Consider the following 19,371-nt stretch of genomic DNA (forward strand, 5'->3'; position numbering starts at 1 on the left):
ATGGGCAACGAGCAGAAACTCCGGGACTACCTCAAGCGGGCCAGCGCCGACCTCCAGCGCTCGCGGCAGCGGGTGAACGAACTGGAGACGGCCGCCGCAGAGCCGATCGCCATTGTCGGCATGAGCTGCCGCTACCCGGGCGGCGTCGCCTCCCCGGAGGACCTGTGGGCCATGCTCGTGGAGGAACGGGACGGCATCACGGGCATGCCCGCCGACCGCGGCTGGGAACTCGACACGGCGGACGGTCCCACCGAGGTCCGCGGCGGGTTCCTGCGGGGCGCCGCCGATTTCGACCCTGCCTTCTTCGGCATCTCGCCCCGTGAGGCGCTGTCCATGGACCCGCAGCAGCGGGTGCTGCTGGAGGCGTCCTGGGAGGCTCTCGAGGGCGCCGGCATCGATCCGCTCGCCGTACGGGCCACCCGTACCGGCATGTTCGTCGGGGCGATGCCGCAGGAGTACCGCACCGGGGCCGACGACGACGTGCAGGGTTTCGTCCTGACCGGCAACGCGACCAGCGTCATCTCGGGCCGCCTGGCCTACGTCTTCGGCACGGTCGGCCCCGCCGTCACCGTGGACACCGCCTGCTCCTCCTCCCTCGTCGCGCTCCACCTGGCCGCACAGTCCCTGCGTTCCGGCGAATCCGAAATGGCGCTCGCCGCGGGTGTCACCGTCATGTCCAGCCCCACCACCTTCGTGGAGTTCGCCCGGCAGGGCGGCCTCGCGGCGGACGGCCGCTGCCGTTCCTTCGCCGACTCGGCGAACGGCACCGGCTGGGCCGAGGGCGTCGGCGTGCTCGTTCTGGAACGGCTCTCGGACGCCCGCCGCAAAGGGCACCGGGTGCTGGCCGTGGTTCGCGGCTCAGCCGTCAACCAGGACGGCGCGAGCAACGGCCTGACCGCCCCCAACGGGCCTTCTCAGCAGCGGGTCATCGAGCAGGCGCTGCGCGGTGCCCGGCTCTCCGCCGACCAGATCGACGTGGTCGAGGCCCACGGCACCGGAACCACCCTCGGCGACCCCATCGAGGCCCAGGCGCTGCTCGCCGCCTATGGCCAGGACCGCGACGCCGACCGGCCGCTGCTGCTCGGCTCGGTGAAGTCCAACATCAGCCACACCCAGGCCGCCGCCGGCGTCGCGGGCGTCATCAAGACGGTGCTCGCCCTGCGCCACGAGCTGCTGCCCAGGACCCTGCACGTGGACGAACCGTCCACGCACGTCGACTGGTCGGCAGGCACCGTCAAACTGCTCACCGAGCCCACCCCGTGGCCCCGGCGCGAGGAGCCGCGCAGAGCCGGCGTCTCCTCCTTCGGTCTCAGCGGCACGAACGCCCACGTCATCATCGAGCAGGCTCCCGAGGACGCTGCCGTTCCCGAGCCGCAGACGCCCGGGACGGCCGAACCGGGAGCGCTGCCGTGGCTGGTGTCCGGTCGCACTCCGCAGGCCCTGCGTGGTCAGGCGGCCAGGCTGCGGGAGTTCCTGACCGCCGGGCCGTCGCCGTCCGACACCGACCTCGCGTACTCTCTGGCCACCACCCGGGCCGGGCTGGAGCACCGGGCCGTGATCACGGCCGCCGACCGGGCCGGAGCGCTGGCCGCGCTCTCCTCCCTGGCGGAAGGCGACGACGGAATCGCCGTGCGGGGCACGGTCCGGGCCCGCACCAAGCTCGGTTTCCTCTTCGCCGGGCAGGGTTCTCAGCGGACGGGGGCCGGGCGTGAGCTGTACGCCCGGTTCCCGGTGTTCGCGGCTGCCTTCGACGAGGTGCTGGGGCTCCTGGACCGTGAGTTCGAGGTGCCCTTGCGGGAGGTGCTGTTCGCTGCCGAGAGCAGTGCGGAGGCGGCGCTGCTCGACCGCACCGGTTACGCCCAGCCCGCCCTGTTCGCCCTCGAAGTCGCCCTCTTCCGGCTCGTCGAATCCCTCGGCGTCACGCCGGACTTCCTCACCGGGCACTCCGTCGGCGAGATCGCCGCCGCGCACTGCGCCGGGGTGTTCACCCTCGCCGACGCGTGCACCCTGGTGTCGGCCAGGGCCCGTCTGATGCAGGCACTGCCCGCAGGCGGTGCCATGGCCGCACTCCAGGCCACCGAGGAGGAGGTCCTCGCCCGGCTCACCGACGGGATCTCCGTCGCCGCCGTCAACGGACCGGACTCCGTCGTCGTCGCCGGAGACGCCGACGAGACCGCGGCGGTCGCCGCGCACTTCGCCGGACTCGGCCGGAAGACGAAGCCGCTGCGTGTCTCGCACGCCTTCCACTCGCCGTTGATGGAACCGATGCTGAAGGAGTTCCGCACCGTCGTCGCCGGACTCGACGCGCAGGCCCCGGCCGTCCCGGTGATCTCCACCCTCACCGGCGTCCCCGCCACCGCCGCGCAGTTCGCCTCGCCCGACTACTGGGCCGACCACGCCCGGCGCACCGTGCGCTTCGCCGACGCCCTCACCTGGCTGACCGGCCACGGTGTGGACGTCTTCCTCGAACTCGGCCCCGACGCCGTACTGTCCGCCCTCGCCCGGTCCGCCGCCGACGACACGGTGGCGAACCCGCTGCTGCGCCCCGGCCGTCCCGAGGCCGCCGCACTCACCGAGGCGCTCGCCGCGCTCCACGTGCACGGCGTCGGCGTCGACTGGGAGGGCTGGTTCGCCGGCACCGGGGCCCGCCCCGTCGATCTGCCGACGTACGCCTTCGAGCACCGCGCCTTCTGGCCCCGTACCGCACTCGGCCGCCACGCGGGAGACGTGCGCGGCGCCGGACTGGGCGCCGCCCACCACCCGCTGCTGGCCGCCGCCGTCTCCCTCGCCAACTCCGACGGGCTGCTGCTCACCGGGCGGCTCTCGGTCCGCTCGCACCCCTGGCTGGCCGAGCACGCCGTGCGGGGCACCGTTCTGCTGCCCGGCACCGGCTTCCTGGAGCTGGCCGTCCGAGCCGGCGACGAGGTCGGCTGCGACCGCGTCGAGGAACTCACCCTCGCCGCGCCCCTGGTCCTGTCCGAACACGGCGGAGTGCAGGTACAGGTGTGGGTCGGCAGCCCCGACCAGAGCGGACGCCGCACCCTGACCGTCCACTCCCGGCCCGACACCGGCCAGGACGGGCCCGCCGACGAGGAACAGCCCTGGACCCAGCACGCCCAGGGAGTCCTCGCCGCCACCGACCACCACCCGGCGGTCGGGGACGAGCCCACGGCCGAGGCGTGGCCGCCGGCCGACGCCTCCCCGCTGGACCTCGACGGCCTCTACCCCCGGATGGCGGAGGCCGGCTTCGGCTACGGGCCGCTGTTCCGCGGCGTACGGGCCGCCTGGTGCTCCGGCGACGACGTGTACGCCGAGGTGGCGCTGCCCGAGGGCACCACCGCCGCCGACGCGTTCGGCATCCACCCCGCCCTGCTCGACGCCGCCCTGCACCCCTGCGCCTTCCTCGACCTGGGCGAACACGGGCGCGGCGGGCTGCCCTTCGCCTGGCAGGACGTCACCCTGCACGCCACCGGCGCCACCGCCGTCCGGGTCAGGCTCTCCCCGGCAGGTGACGACGCGGTCGCGCTGAGCGTCACCGACACCGAGGGGCGGCCCGTCGTCACCGTCGGCTCGCTCGTCCTGCGCGCCCTGCCCGACACGGTGGCGGACCCCGCCGACGCGCTCGTCCGCGAGGCCCTGTTCGAGCTGCGCTGGACCCGGCCGCGCGGCACCACCGCGGCGGCCGCCCCGGCGTCCTTCGCCGTCCTCGGCGAGGACCCGTTCGGCCTCGGCGACCCCCTCGTGCGGACCGCGGGCGCCACCCTGCCCGCCGTCGTACTGGCACCCGTCCTCGCGGCTGCCGCCGACGACCCGGCCGCCGCCGCGCACGCCCTGACCGCGCGCGTCCTCCAGCAGCTCCAGGAGTGGCTCGACGACGACGCCACCGCCGACTCCCGGCTCGTCCTGGTGACCCGCGGCGCGGTCGCCGCGCACGAGGACGAGGGCGTCGCCGCCCCCGCAGCGGCGGCTGTCTGGGGGCTCGTGCGCTCCGCCCAGGCCGAGCACCCCGGCCGGTTCGGCCTGCTCGACCTCGATCCCGGCGCGCCCGCCGCCGTACCCCCGCAGGCGCTGGCCGGCGCGGAGCCGCAACTGGCCGTCCGCGGCGGCTCGGTGCTCGTCGCCCGGCTCGCCCGGGCCCGCCGGGAACGCGCCGAGACGTCCCTCGACCCCGAGGGCACCGTCCTGATCACCGGCGGCCTCGGCGGCCTCGGCCGGGCGCTGGCCCGCCACCTCGTCACCGAACGCGGCGTGCGCCACCTGCTGCTGGCGGGCCGGCGCGGTGCCGCCACCGAGGGCGCGGCCGCGTTCACCGACGAGCTGACCGTGCTCGGCGCCCAGGTCGCCGTCGAGGCCTGCGACCTGGCCGACCGGGCCGCCGTCGACCGGCTGCTCGCCGCCGTGCCCGCCGCACACCCGCTGACCGCCCTGGTGCACGCCGCCGGAGCACTCGACGACGGTGTGGTCACCTCCCTGACCCCCGAGCGGATCAGCGCCGTCCTGCGGCCCAAGGCCGACGCCGTCTGGCACCTGCACCAAGCCACCCGGCAGCACTGCCCCGAGCTGGCCGCCTTCGTGGTGTTCTCCTCCCTCTCCGGCTCGGCGGGCGCGCCCGGGCAGGGCAACTACGCCGCCGCCAACGCCTTCGTCGACGCCGTCGCGCAGCTGCGGCGCGCGGCGGGACTGCCCGCCCGCTCGCTCGGCTGGGGCCCCTGGGCCCCCACCGCCGGAATGACCGGCGGTATGACCGACGCCGACCTGGAGCGCCTGGCCCGTCGGGGCACGCCCGCCCTCACCGAGCAGGACGGGCTCGCCCTCTTCGACGCCGCCCTCGCCGTGGACGCGCCCGTCCTGCTGCCCGCCCGCCTCGACCTGCCGGTGCTGCGCGCACTGGGCGACGTACCGCCGCTGCTGCGCGGACTCGTCCGCACCCCCGCCCGGCGATCCGTCGTCGCCGGCTCCGAAGCCGCCGCGGGACTCGTCCAGCGGCTCGCCCTCCTCGACGGGACGGACCGCACCGCGGCCGTCGTCGACCTCGTTCGCACTCAGGTCGCCGCCGTGCTGCGGCACGGCGGACCCGAGGACGTCGACCCGGTACGACAGTTCCAGGACCTCGGCTTCGACTCGCTGACCGCCGTCGAACTCCGCAACCGGCTGCGCACCACCACCGGACTGCGCACCTCCGCCACCGTGATCTTCGACTACCCGACGGTCACCGCCCTCGCCGGGCACCTCCTCGACGAACTCATGGGGGACCGGGGCGCCGCCGCCGTGGCCGCCGCCCCGCGCACCGCCTCCGCCTCCGCCTCCGCCTCCGCCTCCGACGACCCGATCGTCATCGTCGGCATGAGCTGCCGCTACCCGGGCGGCGTCACCTCGCCCGACGACCTGTGGCGGCTGGTGCGCGAAGGCACCGACGCCGTCTCCGGCCTGCCCACCGACCGCGGCTGGGACCTCGACGCGCTCTACCACCCCGACCCGGACCACCCAGGCACCGCGTACACCCGCTCCGGCGGATTCCTGCACGAGGCCGCCGAGTTCGACCCGCACTTCTTCGGGATGAGCCCGCGCGAGGCACTGGCCACCGACGCCCAGCAGCGGTTGCTCCTGGAGGTGTCCTGGGAGGCGATCGAGCGCGCCGGCATCGACCCGCTCTCGCTGCGCGGCTCGCAGACGGGCGTGTTCGCCGGCGTCATGTACAACGACTACTCGGCCACCCTCACCGACAGCCGCTTCGAGGGCCACCAGGGCAGCGGCACCTCGCCGTCCATCGCCACCGGCCGGGTGTCCTACGCCCTCGGCCTCGAAGGCCCGGCCGTCACCGTGGACACCGCCTGCTCGTCGTCGCTGGTCTCCATGCACTGGGCCATGCAGGCGCTGCGCGCCGGTGAGTGCTCGCTCGCCCTCGCGGGCGGCGTCACCGTCATGTCCACCCCGACCTCTCTCATCGAGTTCTCCCGCCAGCGCGGCCTTTCCCCGGACGGACGCTGCAAGGCGTACTCCGACGCGGCCGACGGCGTCGGCTGGGCGGAGGGCGTCGGCGTGCTCGTCCTGGAGCGGCTCTCGGACGCCCGCCGCAACGGACACACCGTGCTGGCCGTGGTCCGCGGTTCCGCCATCAACCAGGACGGCGCCTCCAACGGCCTGACCGCCCCCAACGGCCCCTCCCAACAGCGCGTCATCCGCCAGGCCCTGGCCGGCGCCGGACTGGGCACCGGGGACGTCGACGTCGTCGAAGGACACGGCACCGGCACCACCCTGGGCGACCCCATCGAGGCCCAGGCCCTGCTCGCCACCTACGGCCAGGACCGCGACGCCGACCGGCCGCTGCTGCTCGGCTCGGTGAAGTCCAACATCGGCCACACCCAGGCCGCCGCCGGCGTCGCGGGCGTCATCAAGATGGTCATGGCGCTGCGCCACGGGAGCGTCCCGCGCAGCCTGTACGCGGCCGAGCCGTCCCGGCACGTCGAGTGGCAGACCGGAGCCGTCGAACTGCTCGCCGAGGAAACGCCGTGGCCCGAGACCGGCCGGCCGCGCCGGGCCGCCATCTCCTCCTTCGGCATCAGCGGCACCAACGCCCACGTCATCATCGAGCAGGCCCCCGCCCTGCCCGCCCCGGCCCCGCGCGAGGAGTCCCCGGTCACCGCCTGGCCGCTCGCGGGCCGGACCCCCGCCGCCCTGCGCGACCAGGCCGTACGCCTGCGCGCGTACGCCGAGGCGCACCCCGCTCTCGCCGCCGACGACATCGCGCTCTCCCTCGCCGCCACCCGGCCCGCCTTCGAGCAGCGCGCCGTCGCCGTCGGCAGCCGCACCGACCTGCTGCGCGCCCTGCGCGCGCTGGGCCGGGGCGAGGCCGACCCGGCACTGTGCGAGGGGGAGAGCGGCAGCGGCGGCCTCGTGCTGCTCTTCGCCGGGCAGGGCTCCCACCGGGCGGGTGCGGGGCGTGAACTGTACGGCAGGTTCCCGGTGTTCGCGTCGGCGCTGGACGAGGTGCTGGGGCACCTGGACCACGGGTTCGACGTGCCGCTGCGCGAGGTGCTGTTCGCCGCCGAGGGCAGCGAGGAGGCGGCGCTGCTGGACCGTACCGGCTACGCGCAGCCCGCCCTGTTCGCCGTGGAGGTGGCGCTCTTCCGGCTGATCGCCTCCCTCGGAGTGCGCCCCGGCACGCTGCTCGGGCACTCCGTCGGCGAGATCGCTGCCGCGCACTGCGCCGGGGTGTTCACCCTCGCCGACGCGTGCACCCTGGTGTCCGCACGGGCCCGGCTGATGCAGGCCCTGCCCGAGGGCGGCGCCATGATCGCGCTCCAGGCCACCGAGGACGAGGTCTTCGCCCGGCTTGCCGACGGCGTCTCCGTCGCCGCCGTCAACGGACCGGACTCCGTCGTCGTCGCCGGAGAGGAGGACGAAGTCCTCTCGCTGGCAGCGCAGTTCGCCGCCGAGGGGCGCAAGACCAAGCGGTTGCCGGTCAGCCACGCCTTCCACTCGGCGCGCATGGAACCCATGCTCGGCGCGTTCAGTGCCGTCGCCGACCGGCTGACGTACACCGCGCCCGTCCTGGACGTGGTGTCCAACGTGACCGGCGAGGTGGCCGCGGCCGGAGAGCTGTGCACCCCCGGCTACTGGGTGGAGCACGTCCGCCACGCCGTCCGCTTCGCCGACGGCGTGCGCGCCGCCCGCGCGGCCGGCGCCACCACCTTCCTCGAACTCGGCGCGGACGGCGTCCTGTCCGCCCTCACCCAGGACGTCCTCGGCGACGAAGCCGTCGAATGCGTCCCGCTGCTGCGCGCCGGCCGTGACGAGGAGCGCAGCACCGCCGCCGCGCTCGGCCGGCTCCACGTGCGGGGGATCGCCGTGGACTGGGCCGCGTACCACGCCCCGACCGGCGCCCGCCGGGTCGAACTGCCCACGTACGCCTTCCAGCACGAGCGCTACTGGCCCGAACGCGCCGAAGCCGCAGCGGCCCCCGCGGCCGACGGCCCCGCCGACACCGCGCTGTGGGGCGCCGTCGAGCGCGGCGACGCCGACGGCGTGGCAGGCATCCTCGGGCTGCGCGACGAGCAGCACGCCGGTCTCGCCGCACTGCTGCCCGCCCTGTCGACGTACCGCCACCACCGCGCCGAGCAGACCCTGCTGGACTCCGCCCGCCACCGTGTCCAATGGCAGCAGGTCCGCGCGGCCGCCGCGCCCGTCCTGGACGGTACCTGGCTCGTCCTGACCACCGACACCGTCGAGGACACCGCGCTCCTCGACGCGCTGCGCGGTCACGGCGCCCGCTTCACCCGCCTCACCCTGGACGACACCTGCCTGGACCGCGCCGCACTCGCCGCCCTGCTGACCGCCGCCGGGAAGCACCACGGGCTGCTGTCGCTGCTGCCGCTCGCCGACGACGGCGAACCCCGGGGGGACGACCTGCCACGAGGACTGGCGCTCGCCGCGGTCCTCGCCCAGGCCCTGCACGACACCGACAGCACCGCGCCGCTGTGGACCGTCACCCGCGGCGCCGTCTCCACCGGCTCCGCCGACCCCGTCGTCCGGCCCGTCCAGGCCGCCGCCTGGGGACTGGTCCGGGTGGCCGCCCTGGAACGGCCGCACGCCTTCCACGGGCTGGTCGACCTGCCCGAGACGCTGTCCGCGCCCGCCGTGCAGCGCCTGGTCAGCGCGCTGGCCACCGCCCCGGGCGAAGCCGCCGAGGACCAGCTCGCGCTGCGCGGCAGCGCCACGTACGCGCGCCGCCTGGTCCGGGGACACGCCGCCGGCCTTCCCAAGGACGGCACGTTCACCGCCTCCGGCACCGTCCTCGTCACCGGAGGCACCGGCGCGCTGGGCGCCGAGGTGGCCCGCTGGCTCGCCCGGCACGGAGCCGGCCATCTGATCCTCACGGGACGGCGCGGCCCCGACGCACCCGGCGCCGAGGAACTCGCCGACGAAATCCGCCGGTCGGGCGCCGAGGTCACGTTCGCCGCCTGTGACGTGGCCGACCGGGACGCACTGGCCGCCCTGCTGGCCTCCGTACCGGCCGAGCACCCGCTGACCGGTGTGGTCCACGCGGCCGGACTCGGCCAGGCCGCACCGCTCGCCGCGACTCCGCTCGCCGACGTGCGCGCCTGCGCCGCCGCGAAGATGTTCGGCGCGGCCCACCTCGACGCCCTCCTCGAAGACCGGGACCTGGACTTCTTCGTCCTGTTCTCCTCCGTCGCCGGAGTCTGGGGCAGCGCCGGGCAGAGCGCGTACGCAGCCGCCAACGCCTACCTCGACGCGCTCGCCGAGCACCGCCGCGCCCGCGGCTTGCACGCCACCTCCCTGGCCTGGGGCCCCTGGTCGGGCGCCGGCATGGCCACCCACGAGGCCGTCTCCGACAGCCTCGCCCGCCAGGGCCTGCGCTTCCTGACGCCCGCCACCGCTCTGGCCGAACTGGGCCGCGCGATCCTCCAGCAGGACACCACGGTCACCGTCGCCGATGTCGACTGGGCCACCTACGTACCGGTGTTCACCGCCGCCCGCCCCAGCCGCCTCTTCGCCGAACTCCCCGAGGTCCGCGCGCTCACCGCCGCCGCCCCGCAGGGCGAAGCGGCCGCCTCCGCGTTCGTCCGCAAGGTCCGCGCGCTGCCGGAGACCGAGCGGGAGCGGACGCTCGTGGACCTGGTGCGCCGCGAGGCCGCCACCGTCCTCGGCCACGCCTCGGCCGAATCCGTCGCCCCCACCCGCGCCTTCCGCGACGCGGGCTTCGACTCGCTGACCGCCGTCGAACTGCGCAAACGGCTCGCGACCGTCACCGGCCTGGCGCTGCCCAGCACCATGGCCTTCGACCACCCCACGCCCGTCGCGCTCGCCGCCTTCCTGCGCGGCGAGATACTCGGCTCGGCCGACACCCACGCGGCACCGAGGGCCGTGCTCGCCGGCCGCCACGACGAACCCGTCGCCATCGTCGGCATGAGCTGCCGCTTCCCCGGCGGGGTCCGCTCCCCGCAACAGTTCTGGCAGCTGATCGCCGACGGCGTGGACGCCGTCTCGGAGTTCCCCGTCAACCGCGGCTGGCCCGAGGACCTGTACGACGCCGACCCCGACGCGGGCGGCAAGACGTACTCCGTACGCGGCGGATTCCTGCACGAGGCGGGGGAGTTCGACGCCGGATTCTTCGGCATCTCCCCGCGCGAGGCCCTCTCCATGGACCCGCAGCAGCGGCTGCTGCTGGAGAGCACCTGGGAGGCGTTCGAGTCGGCGGGCATCGACCCGGCCGCCGTGCACGGCAGCGCCACCGGCACCTTCATCGGCTCCACCTACCAGGAGTACGGCACCGGCATGGACGACGCGTCCGCCGGGCACGCCGTCACCGGCACCAGTCCCAGCGTCCTGTCCGGCCGCCTCGCCTACCTCTTCGGCCTCGAAGGCCCGGCCGTCACCGTGGACACCGCCTGCTCGTCCTCGCTGGTGGCCCTGCACCTGGCCTGTCAGTCCCTGCGCAACGGAGAGAGCTCCCTCGCGCTGGCCGGCGGCGCCACCGTGATGACCAACCCGGCCCCCTTCATCGCCTTCAGCCGACAGCGCGCCCTGGCCGTCGACGGCCGCTGCAAGCCGTTCTCGGAGGCCGCCGACGGCATGACCCTCGCCGAAGGCGTCGGCGTCGTCGTCCTGGAACGCCTCTCCGACGCCCAGGCCAACGGACACGACGTGCTGGCCGTGATCCGCGGTTCCGCCATCAACCAGGACGGCGCCTCCAACGGCCTGACCGCCCCCAACGGGCCCTCCCAGCAGCGTGTCATCCGCCAGGCCCTCAGCAACGCGGGCCTGGCCCCCGCCGACATCACCGCCGTCGAGGCCCACGGCACCGGCACCGCACTCGGCGACCCCATCGAGGCCCAGGCCCTGCAGGCCGTCTACGGCCAGGACCGCGACGCCGACCGGCCGCTGCTGCTCGGCTCGGTGAAGTCCAACATCGGCCACACCCAGTCCGCGGCGGGCGTCGCGGGCGTCATCAAGATGGTCATGGCGCTGCGGGGCGGCCTGCTCCCGCGGACCCTGCACGCCGACCAGCCGTCCTCGCACATCGACTGGAGCGACGGCACGGTCGCCCTGCTGAGCTCCCCGACCGCCTGGACGGCCGGTGAACGGGTCCGCCGCTGCGCGGTGTCCTCCTTCGGCATCAGCGGCACCAACGCGCACGTCGTCCTGGAGGAAGCCCCGGAAGGCGACGCCGCGCCCGACGGTCCGGCGACTCCCGGCTCGGCGCGGCCCGCGGACCCGGCCACCGCGGAGGCGTCCGACCCGGACGGCCGGGTGGTCCCCTGGGTGCTGTCCGCCAGGACACCCGGCGCCCTGCGGGCGCAGGCCGCGCAACTGGCCGAGCACCTCGACCGCGGGGGCGCGGGCGAGGACGTACGGCCGGCGGACATCGGCCACTCGCTCACCGGCACGCGCGCGCTGTTCGAGCACCGGGCCGTGGTCCTCGGCGACCGGGCCGGGCACCTGCGCACCGCGCTCGACGCCCTGGCCGCCGGGGACTCGTCCGCCGCCGTCGTCCACGGGACCGCCGACCTCGACGGCAGGACCGTCTTCGTCTTCCCCGGCCAGGGCTCCCAGTGGACGGGCATGGCCGCCGAACTCCTCGACGAGTCACCGGTCTTCGCCGAGCGCCTGCACGAGTGCGCCGCCGCCCTGTCGGCCCACACCGACTGGTCGCTGGTCGACGTCCTGCGCCGCGTCGACGGCGCGCCCTCCCTGGACCGGGTCGACGTCGTGCAGCCCGCGACCTTCGCCGTCATGGTCTCCCTCGCCCACCTGTGGGCCTCGTACGGCGTCATCCCCGACGCCGTGCTCGGCCACTCGCAGGGCGAGATCGCCGCGGCCGCCGTCGCCGGGGCGCTCACCCTGGAGGACGCCGCCCGCGTGGTGGCCCTGCGCAGCCAGGCCATCGCCCGCGGGCTCGCGGGCTCCGGCGGCATGGTCTCGGTACCGCTGTCCGCCGACGAGGTCGGGGAACGTCTCGCGGCGCGCGGCGCGAACGTCTCCGTCGCCGCGGTCAACGGGCCGCGGACCGTGGTCGTCGCCGGCGACCCCGGGGACCTGGACGCCCTCATCGAGGAACTCGCCGCGGAGGGCGTACGGGCCCGCCGCATCGCGGTTGACTACGCCTCCCACTCGGCCCAGGTCGAGCAGGTGCAGGACGAACTGCTCGCCGCCCTGGCCCCCGTGCGCCCGCGCACCGCCGACATCCCCTTCTTCTCGACCGTGACCGGCGACTGGCTGGACACCGCCGCGCTGGACGCCGCGTACTGGTACCGCAACCTGCGCGAGACCGTGCGCTTCGGCCCCGCCGTGGCCGCCCTGCTCGACCAGGGCCACCAGTTCTTCGTCGAGGCCAGTCCGCACACCGTGCTGACCATGGCCGTCCAGGCGGTGGCCGAGGACACCGGGCACCGGGCCGCCGCCCTGGGCACCCTGCGCCGCGACAAGGGCGGCACGCGGCGCTTCCTGACCTCCCTCGCCGAGGCGTTCGTCCGAGGCGCACGGGTGGACTGGACCCGTGACTTCGAGGGCATCGGCGCCCGCCGCGTCACCCTGCCCACGTACGCCTTCCAGCGCGAGCACCTGTGGGCGCTGCCCGGCAGGCCGCGCACGACCGGCGGGGCGGACCCGGCGGACGCCGCGTTCTGGACCGCCGTGGAGGAGTCGGACGTCGAGTCGCTGGCGGCCGGGCTGCGGATGGAACAGTCCGCGCTCACCCCGCTGCTGCCCGCGCTCGCCGGCTGGCGGCGCCGCAGCCGCGACCGCGCGGCGGTGGACGCCTGGCGCTACCGTGCCGCGTGGAAGCCGCTCGGCGGACTGCCCGCAGCCCGGCTCATCGGGACCTGGCTCGTCGTCGCCTCCGCGGACGCGCCGGCCGACGCCGACGTCACCGCGGCGCTGACCGCCGCCGGGGCCGACGTACGGCACCTGGTCCTGGACGACGCGTGCGCCGACCGGACGGTGCTCACCGAGCGGCTCACCGCGGAACTCGCCGCCCCGGCCGCCGAGGGCGTGCACGCCACGGCCCCGGCGGGGGACGGCACACGCCCGACCGCCCCGGCCGGGGACGGCACGCCCCTCTCCGGCATCGTCTCGCTCCTCGCCGCCGACGAGGCCCCGGGCCGGGCCGTGCCCGCGCTCACCCACGGGCTCGCCCTGACGCTCTCCCTCGTCCAGGCCCTCGGCGACGCGCACATCGACGCGCCCCTGTGGTGCGTCACCCGGGGCGCGGCCTCCACCGGCCGCGCGGACCGGCTCACCCGCCCCGTCCAGGCCCAGGTCCACGGCCTGGGCTGGACGGCCGCCCTGGAGCACCCCGACCGCTGGGGCGGCGTCGTCGACCTGCCCCCGAGCGCCCTGGACACGCGCGGCCGGGAACGGCTGGCCGCCGTGCTCTCCGGCACGACCGGCGAGGACCAGCTCGCGCTGCGCGCCTCCGGCGTCCTGGCCCGCCGCATCACCCGGGCCACCACGGGCGGCGACCTCGGCGCGGGGACCTGGCGTCCGCGCGGCACCACCCTGATCACCGGCGGCACCGGCACCCTCGCCCCGCACCTGGCCCGCTGGCTCGCCCAGCAGGGCGCCGAGCACCTCGTGCTCACCAGCAGGCGCGGCGCCGACGCCCCCGGCACCACGGAACTCGTCGTGGAGCTCGCCGAGCTGGGCTGCACGGCGGAGTTCCGCAGCTGTGACCTCACCGACCGTACGGCCGTCGCCGCCCTCCTGTCGGGCCTGACCGCCGAGGGGCGCACGGTGCGCAACGTCGTGCACACCGCCGCCGTCATCGAACTGGCCTCCCTCGCCGAGACCGGCCCCGAGGCGTTCGCCAAGGTCGTCGACGCCAAGGTCAGCGGCGCCCGGCACCTGGACGAACTCCTCGACGACGACCAGCTCGACGCGTTCGTGCTGTACTCCTCCACCGCCGGCATGTGGGGCAGCGGCCGGCACGCCGCGTACGTCGCCGCGAACGCCTACCTCAACGCGCTCGCCGAGCACCGCCGGGCCCGCGGCGCCCACGCCACCTCCCTCTCCTGGGGCATCTGGTCCGACGACCTGAAGCTCGGCCGCGTCGACCCCGGCCAGATCCGGCGCAGCGGCCTGAACTTCATGGACCCGCAACTGGCCCTCACCGGGCTGCGCCAGGCCCTCGCCGAGGACGCGCACGTCGTCACCGTCGCCGACATCGACTGGGACCGCTACTACCCGGTGTTCACCTCCGGGCGGCCCACCGCCTTGTTCGAGGACATCGGCGAGGTGGCGGACCTCGAACGGCGGGCCGTCGAACGGCCCTCGGGCGACAGCGAGTTCATCACCCGGCTGCGGCCGATGCCGGCCGCCGAGCAGGACCGGGCGCTGCTGGACCTCGTACGCGCCGAAGCGGCCATCGCGCTCGGGCACGCCTCGCCGGACGTGCTGTCCGAGCAGCGAGCGTTCCGCGACGTCGGCTTCGACTCGCTGACTGCCGTGGACCTGCGCAACCGGCTGTCCGCCGTCACCGGCCTCACCCTGCCCAGCACCATGGTCTTCGACTACCCCAACCCGCTGTCCCTGGTGGAGTTCCTGCGCACGCAGGTCGTCGGCGCGCAGACCGGACCGGCGGCTCCCGCCGTCGTGGCCGCGACCGCCTCCGGCGACGACGAACCCATCGCGGTGATCGGCATGAGCTGCCGCTACCCGGGCGGCGTCGCCTCCCCGGAGGACCTGTGGCGGCTCGTCACCGCCGCCGGCGACGCCACCGGTGACTTCCCCCTCGACCGGGGCTGGGACGCCGAAGGACTCTACGACCCCGACCCGGACCGGCCCGGCAAGACGTACTCGACGCGCGGCGGATTCCTGGACTCCGCCACCGAGTTCGACGCGGCCTTCTTCGGCATCTCGCCGCGCGAGGCACTGTCCATGGACCCGCAGCAGCGCCTGCTGCTGGAGACCTCCTGGGAGGCCCTGGAGCGCGCCGGGATCGACCCGGCCGCCCTGCGCGGCAGCCGCACCGGCACCTTCATCGGCGCCAGTTACCAGGACTACACCTCGGGCGGCTCCGCCCAGGACGGCGCCGAGGGCCACCTGGTCACCGGCACCGTGCCGTCCGTGCTGTCCGGGCGGATCTCCTACACCTTCGGCTTCGAGGGCCCCGCCGTCACCCTCGACACCGCCTGCTCCTCCTCGCTGGTGGCACTGCACCTGGCCTGCCAGTCGCTGCGCGGCGGCGAGTCCACCCTCGCGCTGGCGGGCGGCGTCAGCATCATGGCCACGCCCAACGCGTTCGTCGGCTTCAGCCGGCAGCGGGCCATGGCCGTGGACGGCCGCTGCAAGCCGTACGCGGAGGCCGCCGACGGCATGAGCCTCGCCGAGGGCGTTGGCCTGGTCCTGGTCGAACGGCTGTCGGACGCCCTGGCCAACGGCCACCGGGTGCTGGCGGTCATCCGCGGCTCCGCCGTGAACCAGGACGGCGCGTCCAACGGGCTCACCGCCCCCAACGGGCCCTCCCAGCAGCGCGTCATCCGTCAGGCGCTCGCCAACTCGGGAGTCGCCGCCGCCGAGATCGACGCCGTGGAGGGCCACGGCACCGGCACCCGCCTGGGCGACCCCATCGAGGCCCAGGCCCTGCTCGCCACCTACGGCCAGGACCGCGACGCCGACCGGCCGCTGCTGCTCGGCTCGGTGAAGTCCAACATCGGCCACACCCAGATGGCCTCCGGCGTCGCGAGCGTCATCAAGATGGTCATGGCGATGCGGCACGGCATCCTGCCCGCCAGCCTGCACATCGACCGGCCGTCCAGCCACGTGGACTGGACGGCCGGCGCGATCGAGCTGCTGACCGGCGAGCGGGACTGGCCGCACACCGGCCGCCCGCGCCGCGCCGCCGTCTCCTCCTTCGGCCTGAGCGGCACCAACGTCCACACGGTCCTGGAACAGGCCCCGGACGCCGGACCCGCCGAGCTCGCCGGGTCCGAGGATTCCGGGGTGCCCGCGACCGCGCAGCCGCCCGGCGTCGTCCCGCTCGTGCTGTCCGGCCGCACCGAGGCCGCACTGCGCGCCCAGGCCGGACGCCTGCTCGACACGATTGCCGACCGCCCGGCCGGACTGCCCGCCCTGGCACGGGCGCTGGCCACCGGTCGCGCCGCCCTGGAGCACCGCGCCGCCGTCGTCACCGACTCCCACGAGGAGTGCGTACGGGCCCTGGCCGCCCTGCGCGACGGACTGCCGGACGCCGCCCTGCTCACCGCCCGCGCCGCCGCGCGCTCCCGCACCGCGTTCCTCTTCGCGGGGCAGGGCGCGCAGCGTCCCGGCGCGGGCCGCGAACTGTACGACCGGCACCCGGTGTTCGCCGAGGCGCTGGACGCCGTACTGGCCCGCTTCGCCCTCGCCCTGGAACGGCCCCTGCGCGAGGTGATGTTCGCCGCGCCCGGCAGCGCGGAGGCCGCACTGCTCGATGACACGGCCTACACCCAGCCCGCCCTGTTCGCCCTGGCAGTCGCCCTCCACCGGCTCCTGGAGTCGTGGGGCGTCAGGCCGGGCCACCTGGCCGGGCACTCCGTCGGCGAGATCGCCGCCGCCCACGTGGCCGGGGTGTTCTCCCTGGAGGACGCCTGCACGCTGGTCGCCGCGCGCGGCCGCCTGATGTCGGCGCTGCCCGCCGGAGGCGCGATGGTCTCCGTGGAGGCCACCGAGGAGGAGACGCTGCCGCTGCTGGCCGGCCGCGAGGGCCGGGTGGCGCTCGCCGCCGTCAACGGCCCGCGCTCGCTGGTCCTGTCCGGCGACGAGGAACCCGTCCTGGAGCTCGCCGGGCGCTTCGCCGCGCAGGGCCGCCGGACCAAGCGGCTGCGGGTGAGCCACGCCTTCCACTCGCCGCACATGGACCCGATGCTCGACGCGTTCGCCCAGGTCGCGCAGGGCATCACCTACCACGCGCCGACGATCGCCCTGGTGTCGACCGTGACCGGCGACACCGCCGGCGCCGAGCGGCTGTGCACCCCGGCGTACTGGGTGGAACAGGTGCGCGCCACCGTGCGGTTCGCCGACGCCGCCCGCCGCCTCGCCGCCCTGGACGCGACCGCGCTGCTGGAGATCGGTCCGGACGCCGTACTGAGCGGCCCGGCCCAGGACGCCGTCGCCGACGAGCGGGTCACCGTCGTGCCCGCCCTGCGCCGGGAGCGCGCGGAGGCCGGGGCACTGACCGTCGCCCTGGCCCGCCTGCACACGAGCGGTGCGCGGGTCGACTGGGACGCGTTCCTGCCCGGCAGCGGACGCGGCGCCTTCGAGGACCTGCCGACATACGCCTTCCAGCGGCAGCGGTACTGGCCGGAGACCGGCCGGACCGCCGGGCCCGGCACCGCCGAGGACCCGGTGGACTCCGAGTTCTGGGCCGCCGTCGAGCGGGCGGACCTGCCCGCGCTCGGCGCCGACCTCGGCCTGGACGACGCCACCCTGACGGCCGTCGTGCCCGCCCTGACGTCCTGGCGGCGCAAGCGTCGCGCCGCCTCCACCGTCGACGGCTGGCGTTACGGCAGCACCTGGAAGCCGCTGCCCGCAGCCCCGGGCGCGCCCGCCGCGCTCACCGGAACCTGGCTCTGCCTGGTGCCGGCCGACGGACAGGACAACGCGGAACCGCTGCGCCTCCTCGGCGGCGACCGGCGCACGCTCACCGTGCCGCAGGACGGGACGCGTGGCGCACTCGCCGCGCGACTGCGGGAACTGGACGCGCCGGAGGGCGGGTTCACGGGAGTGCTGTCCCTGCTGGCGTTCCAGGAGGACGGCCTGCTGCCGACGGCCACCGCCGTCCAGGCTCTCGGCGACGCCGGGATCGAGGCCCCGCTGTGGTGCCTGACCCGGGGCGCCGTCAGCATCGGACGCTCCGACCTCCTGCACCGGCCCGAGCAGACCGCCGTATGGGGACTGGGCCGCAGCGCGGCCCTGGAGCACCCCGCGCGCTGGGGCGGCCTCGTCGACCTGCCGGAGGTCCTGGACGAGCACGCCGTCCGACGGCTGGCGGGACTGCTCGCCCAGGGCGACGCCACCGCCACCGGCCACGAGGACCAACTGGCCGTGCGCGCCGCAGGCGTCTACGCCCGGCGGCTGACCCGCCTCGCCGCCGCCGACCCCGCGGACGCACGCCCGTACGAGCCGACCGGGACCGTCCTCGTCACCGGCGGTACCGGCGGAATCGGCGCGCACGTCGCCCGCCGGCTCGCCGCCCGGGGCGCCGCCCATCTGCTGCTCGTCAGCCGCCGGGGCGCCGACGCGCCGGACGCCGCGGAACTGGCCGCGGAGCTGCGGCAGTCCGGTACCGAGGTCACCGTGGCCGCCTGCGACGTCGCCGACCGCGACGCGCTGGCCCGCGTCCTGGCCGACGTACCGGAGCACCTGCCGCTGACGGCGGTCTTCCACGCGGCGGGCGTGGTCGAGGACGGCGTCCTGGACACGCTCGCCCCGGAGGCGTTCGCCGCCGTGCTCGGCCCGAAGGCCACCGCTGCGCGGCACCTGCACGACCTGACCCGCGGCACGGACCTGGACGCCTTCGTGCTGTTCTCGTCCACCGCGGCGAGCCTCGGCGCGGCCGGGCAGGCGAACTACGCCGCCGCCAACGCCTTCCTGGACGCCCTCGCCGAGCACCGGCGCGGCCAGGGCCTGCCCGCGACCTCCCTCGCCTGGGGCCCGTGGGCCGGCACCGGCATGGCAGGTGACGGCACCGGCATCGAGGCCAGGGTCCGCCGGGGCGGTTACGCGCCGATGGTGCCGCAGCTCGCCCTCGACGCCCTGGCCCGGTCCCTGGACCACCCGGGCCCGGCGGCCCTGACCGTGGCGGACATCGACTGGGCCCGGTTCGCCCAGGTGTTCACCGCGACGCGCCCGCAGCCGCTGATCTCCGACCTCACCGGGACCCGGCCCGCCTCCGCGGCGCAGTCGGCGGCCGGGGACGGGAACGGCCTGCGGCAGCGGCTCAGCGTCCTCCCCGCGGCCGGACGCGCCAAGTTCGTGCTGGACTTCCTGCGCGCCCAGGTGGCCGCCGTGCTCGGCCACGCCGACGCCGCGGACGTCGACGCCGACCAGGCGTTCAGCGACCTCGGCTTCGACTCGCTGACCATCGTCGAACTGCGCAACACCCTCGCCGCGACCACCGGCCTGCGGTTGCCCGCCACCCTCGTCTACGACCACCCCACCCCGCAGGACCTCGCCGCGCACCTGCTCACCGAGCTGCTGGGCGACGCGGAGCCGCAGGACCGGACCCCGGCCGCGCCCGGCGCAGCGCACGCCACCGACCAGGACCCGATCGTCATCGTCGGCATGGGCTGCCGATTCCCGGGCGGTGTCACCTCGCCCGAGGACCTGTGGCGGCTCCTCGCGAACGGCGAGGACGCCATCTCCGCCTTCCCC

The 19,371-nt window shown here is 75.8% G+C and carries 1 protein-coding gene (only partly in view); it reads left to right on the forward strand.

Annotation, left to right across the window (positions count from 1 at the left end; genetic code table 11):
* A protein-coding gene (locus ACZ56L_RS13210; protein ID WP_471063797.1) for a type I polyketide synthase crosses the window boundary here: on the forward strand, nt 1–19,371 show its 5' portion. 9,624 nt of this gene lie beyond the right edge of the window; only the first 19,371 of its 28,995 coding nucleotides appear in the window; the start codon lies at nt 1–3; its stop codon lies beyond the right edge, outside the window.

The sequence above is a fragment of the Streptomyces sp. NPDC039736 genome, assembly GCF_055596485.1.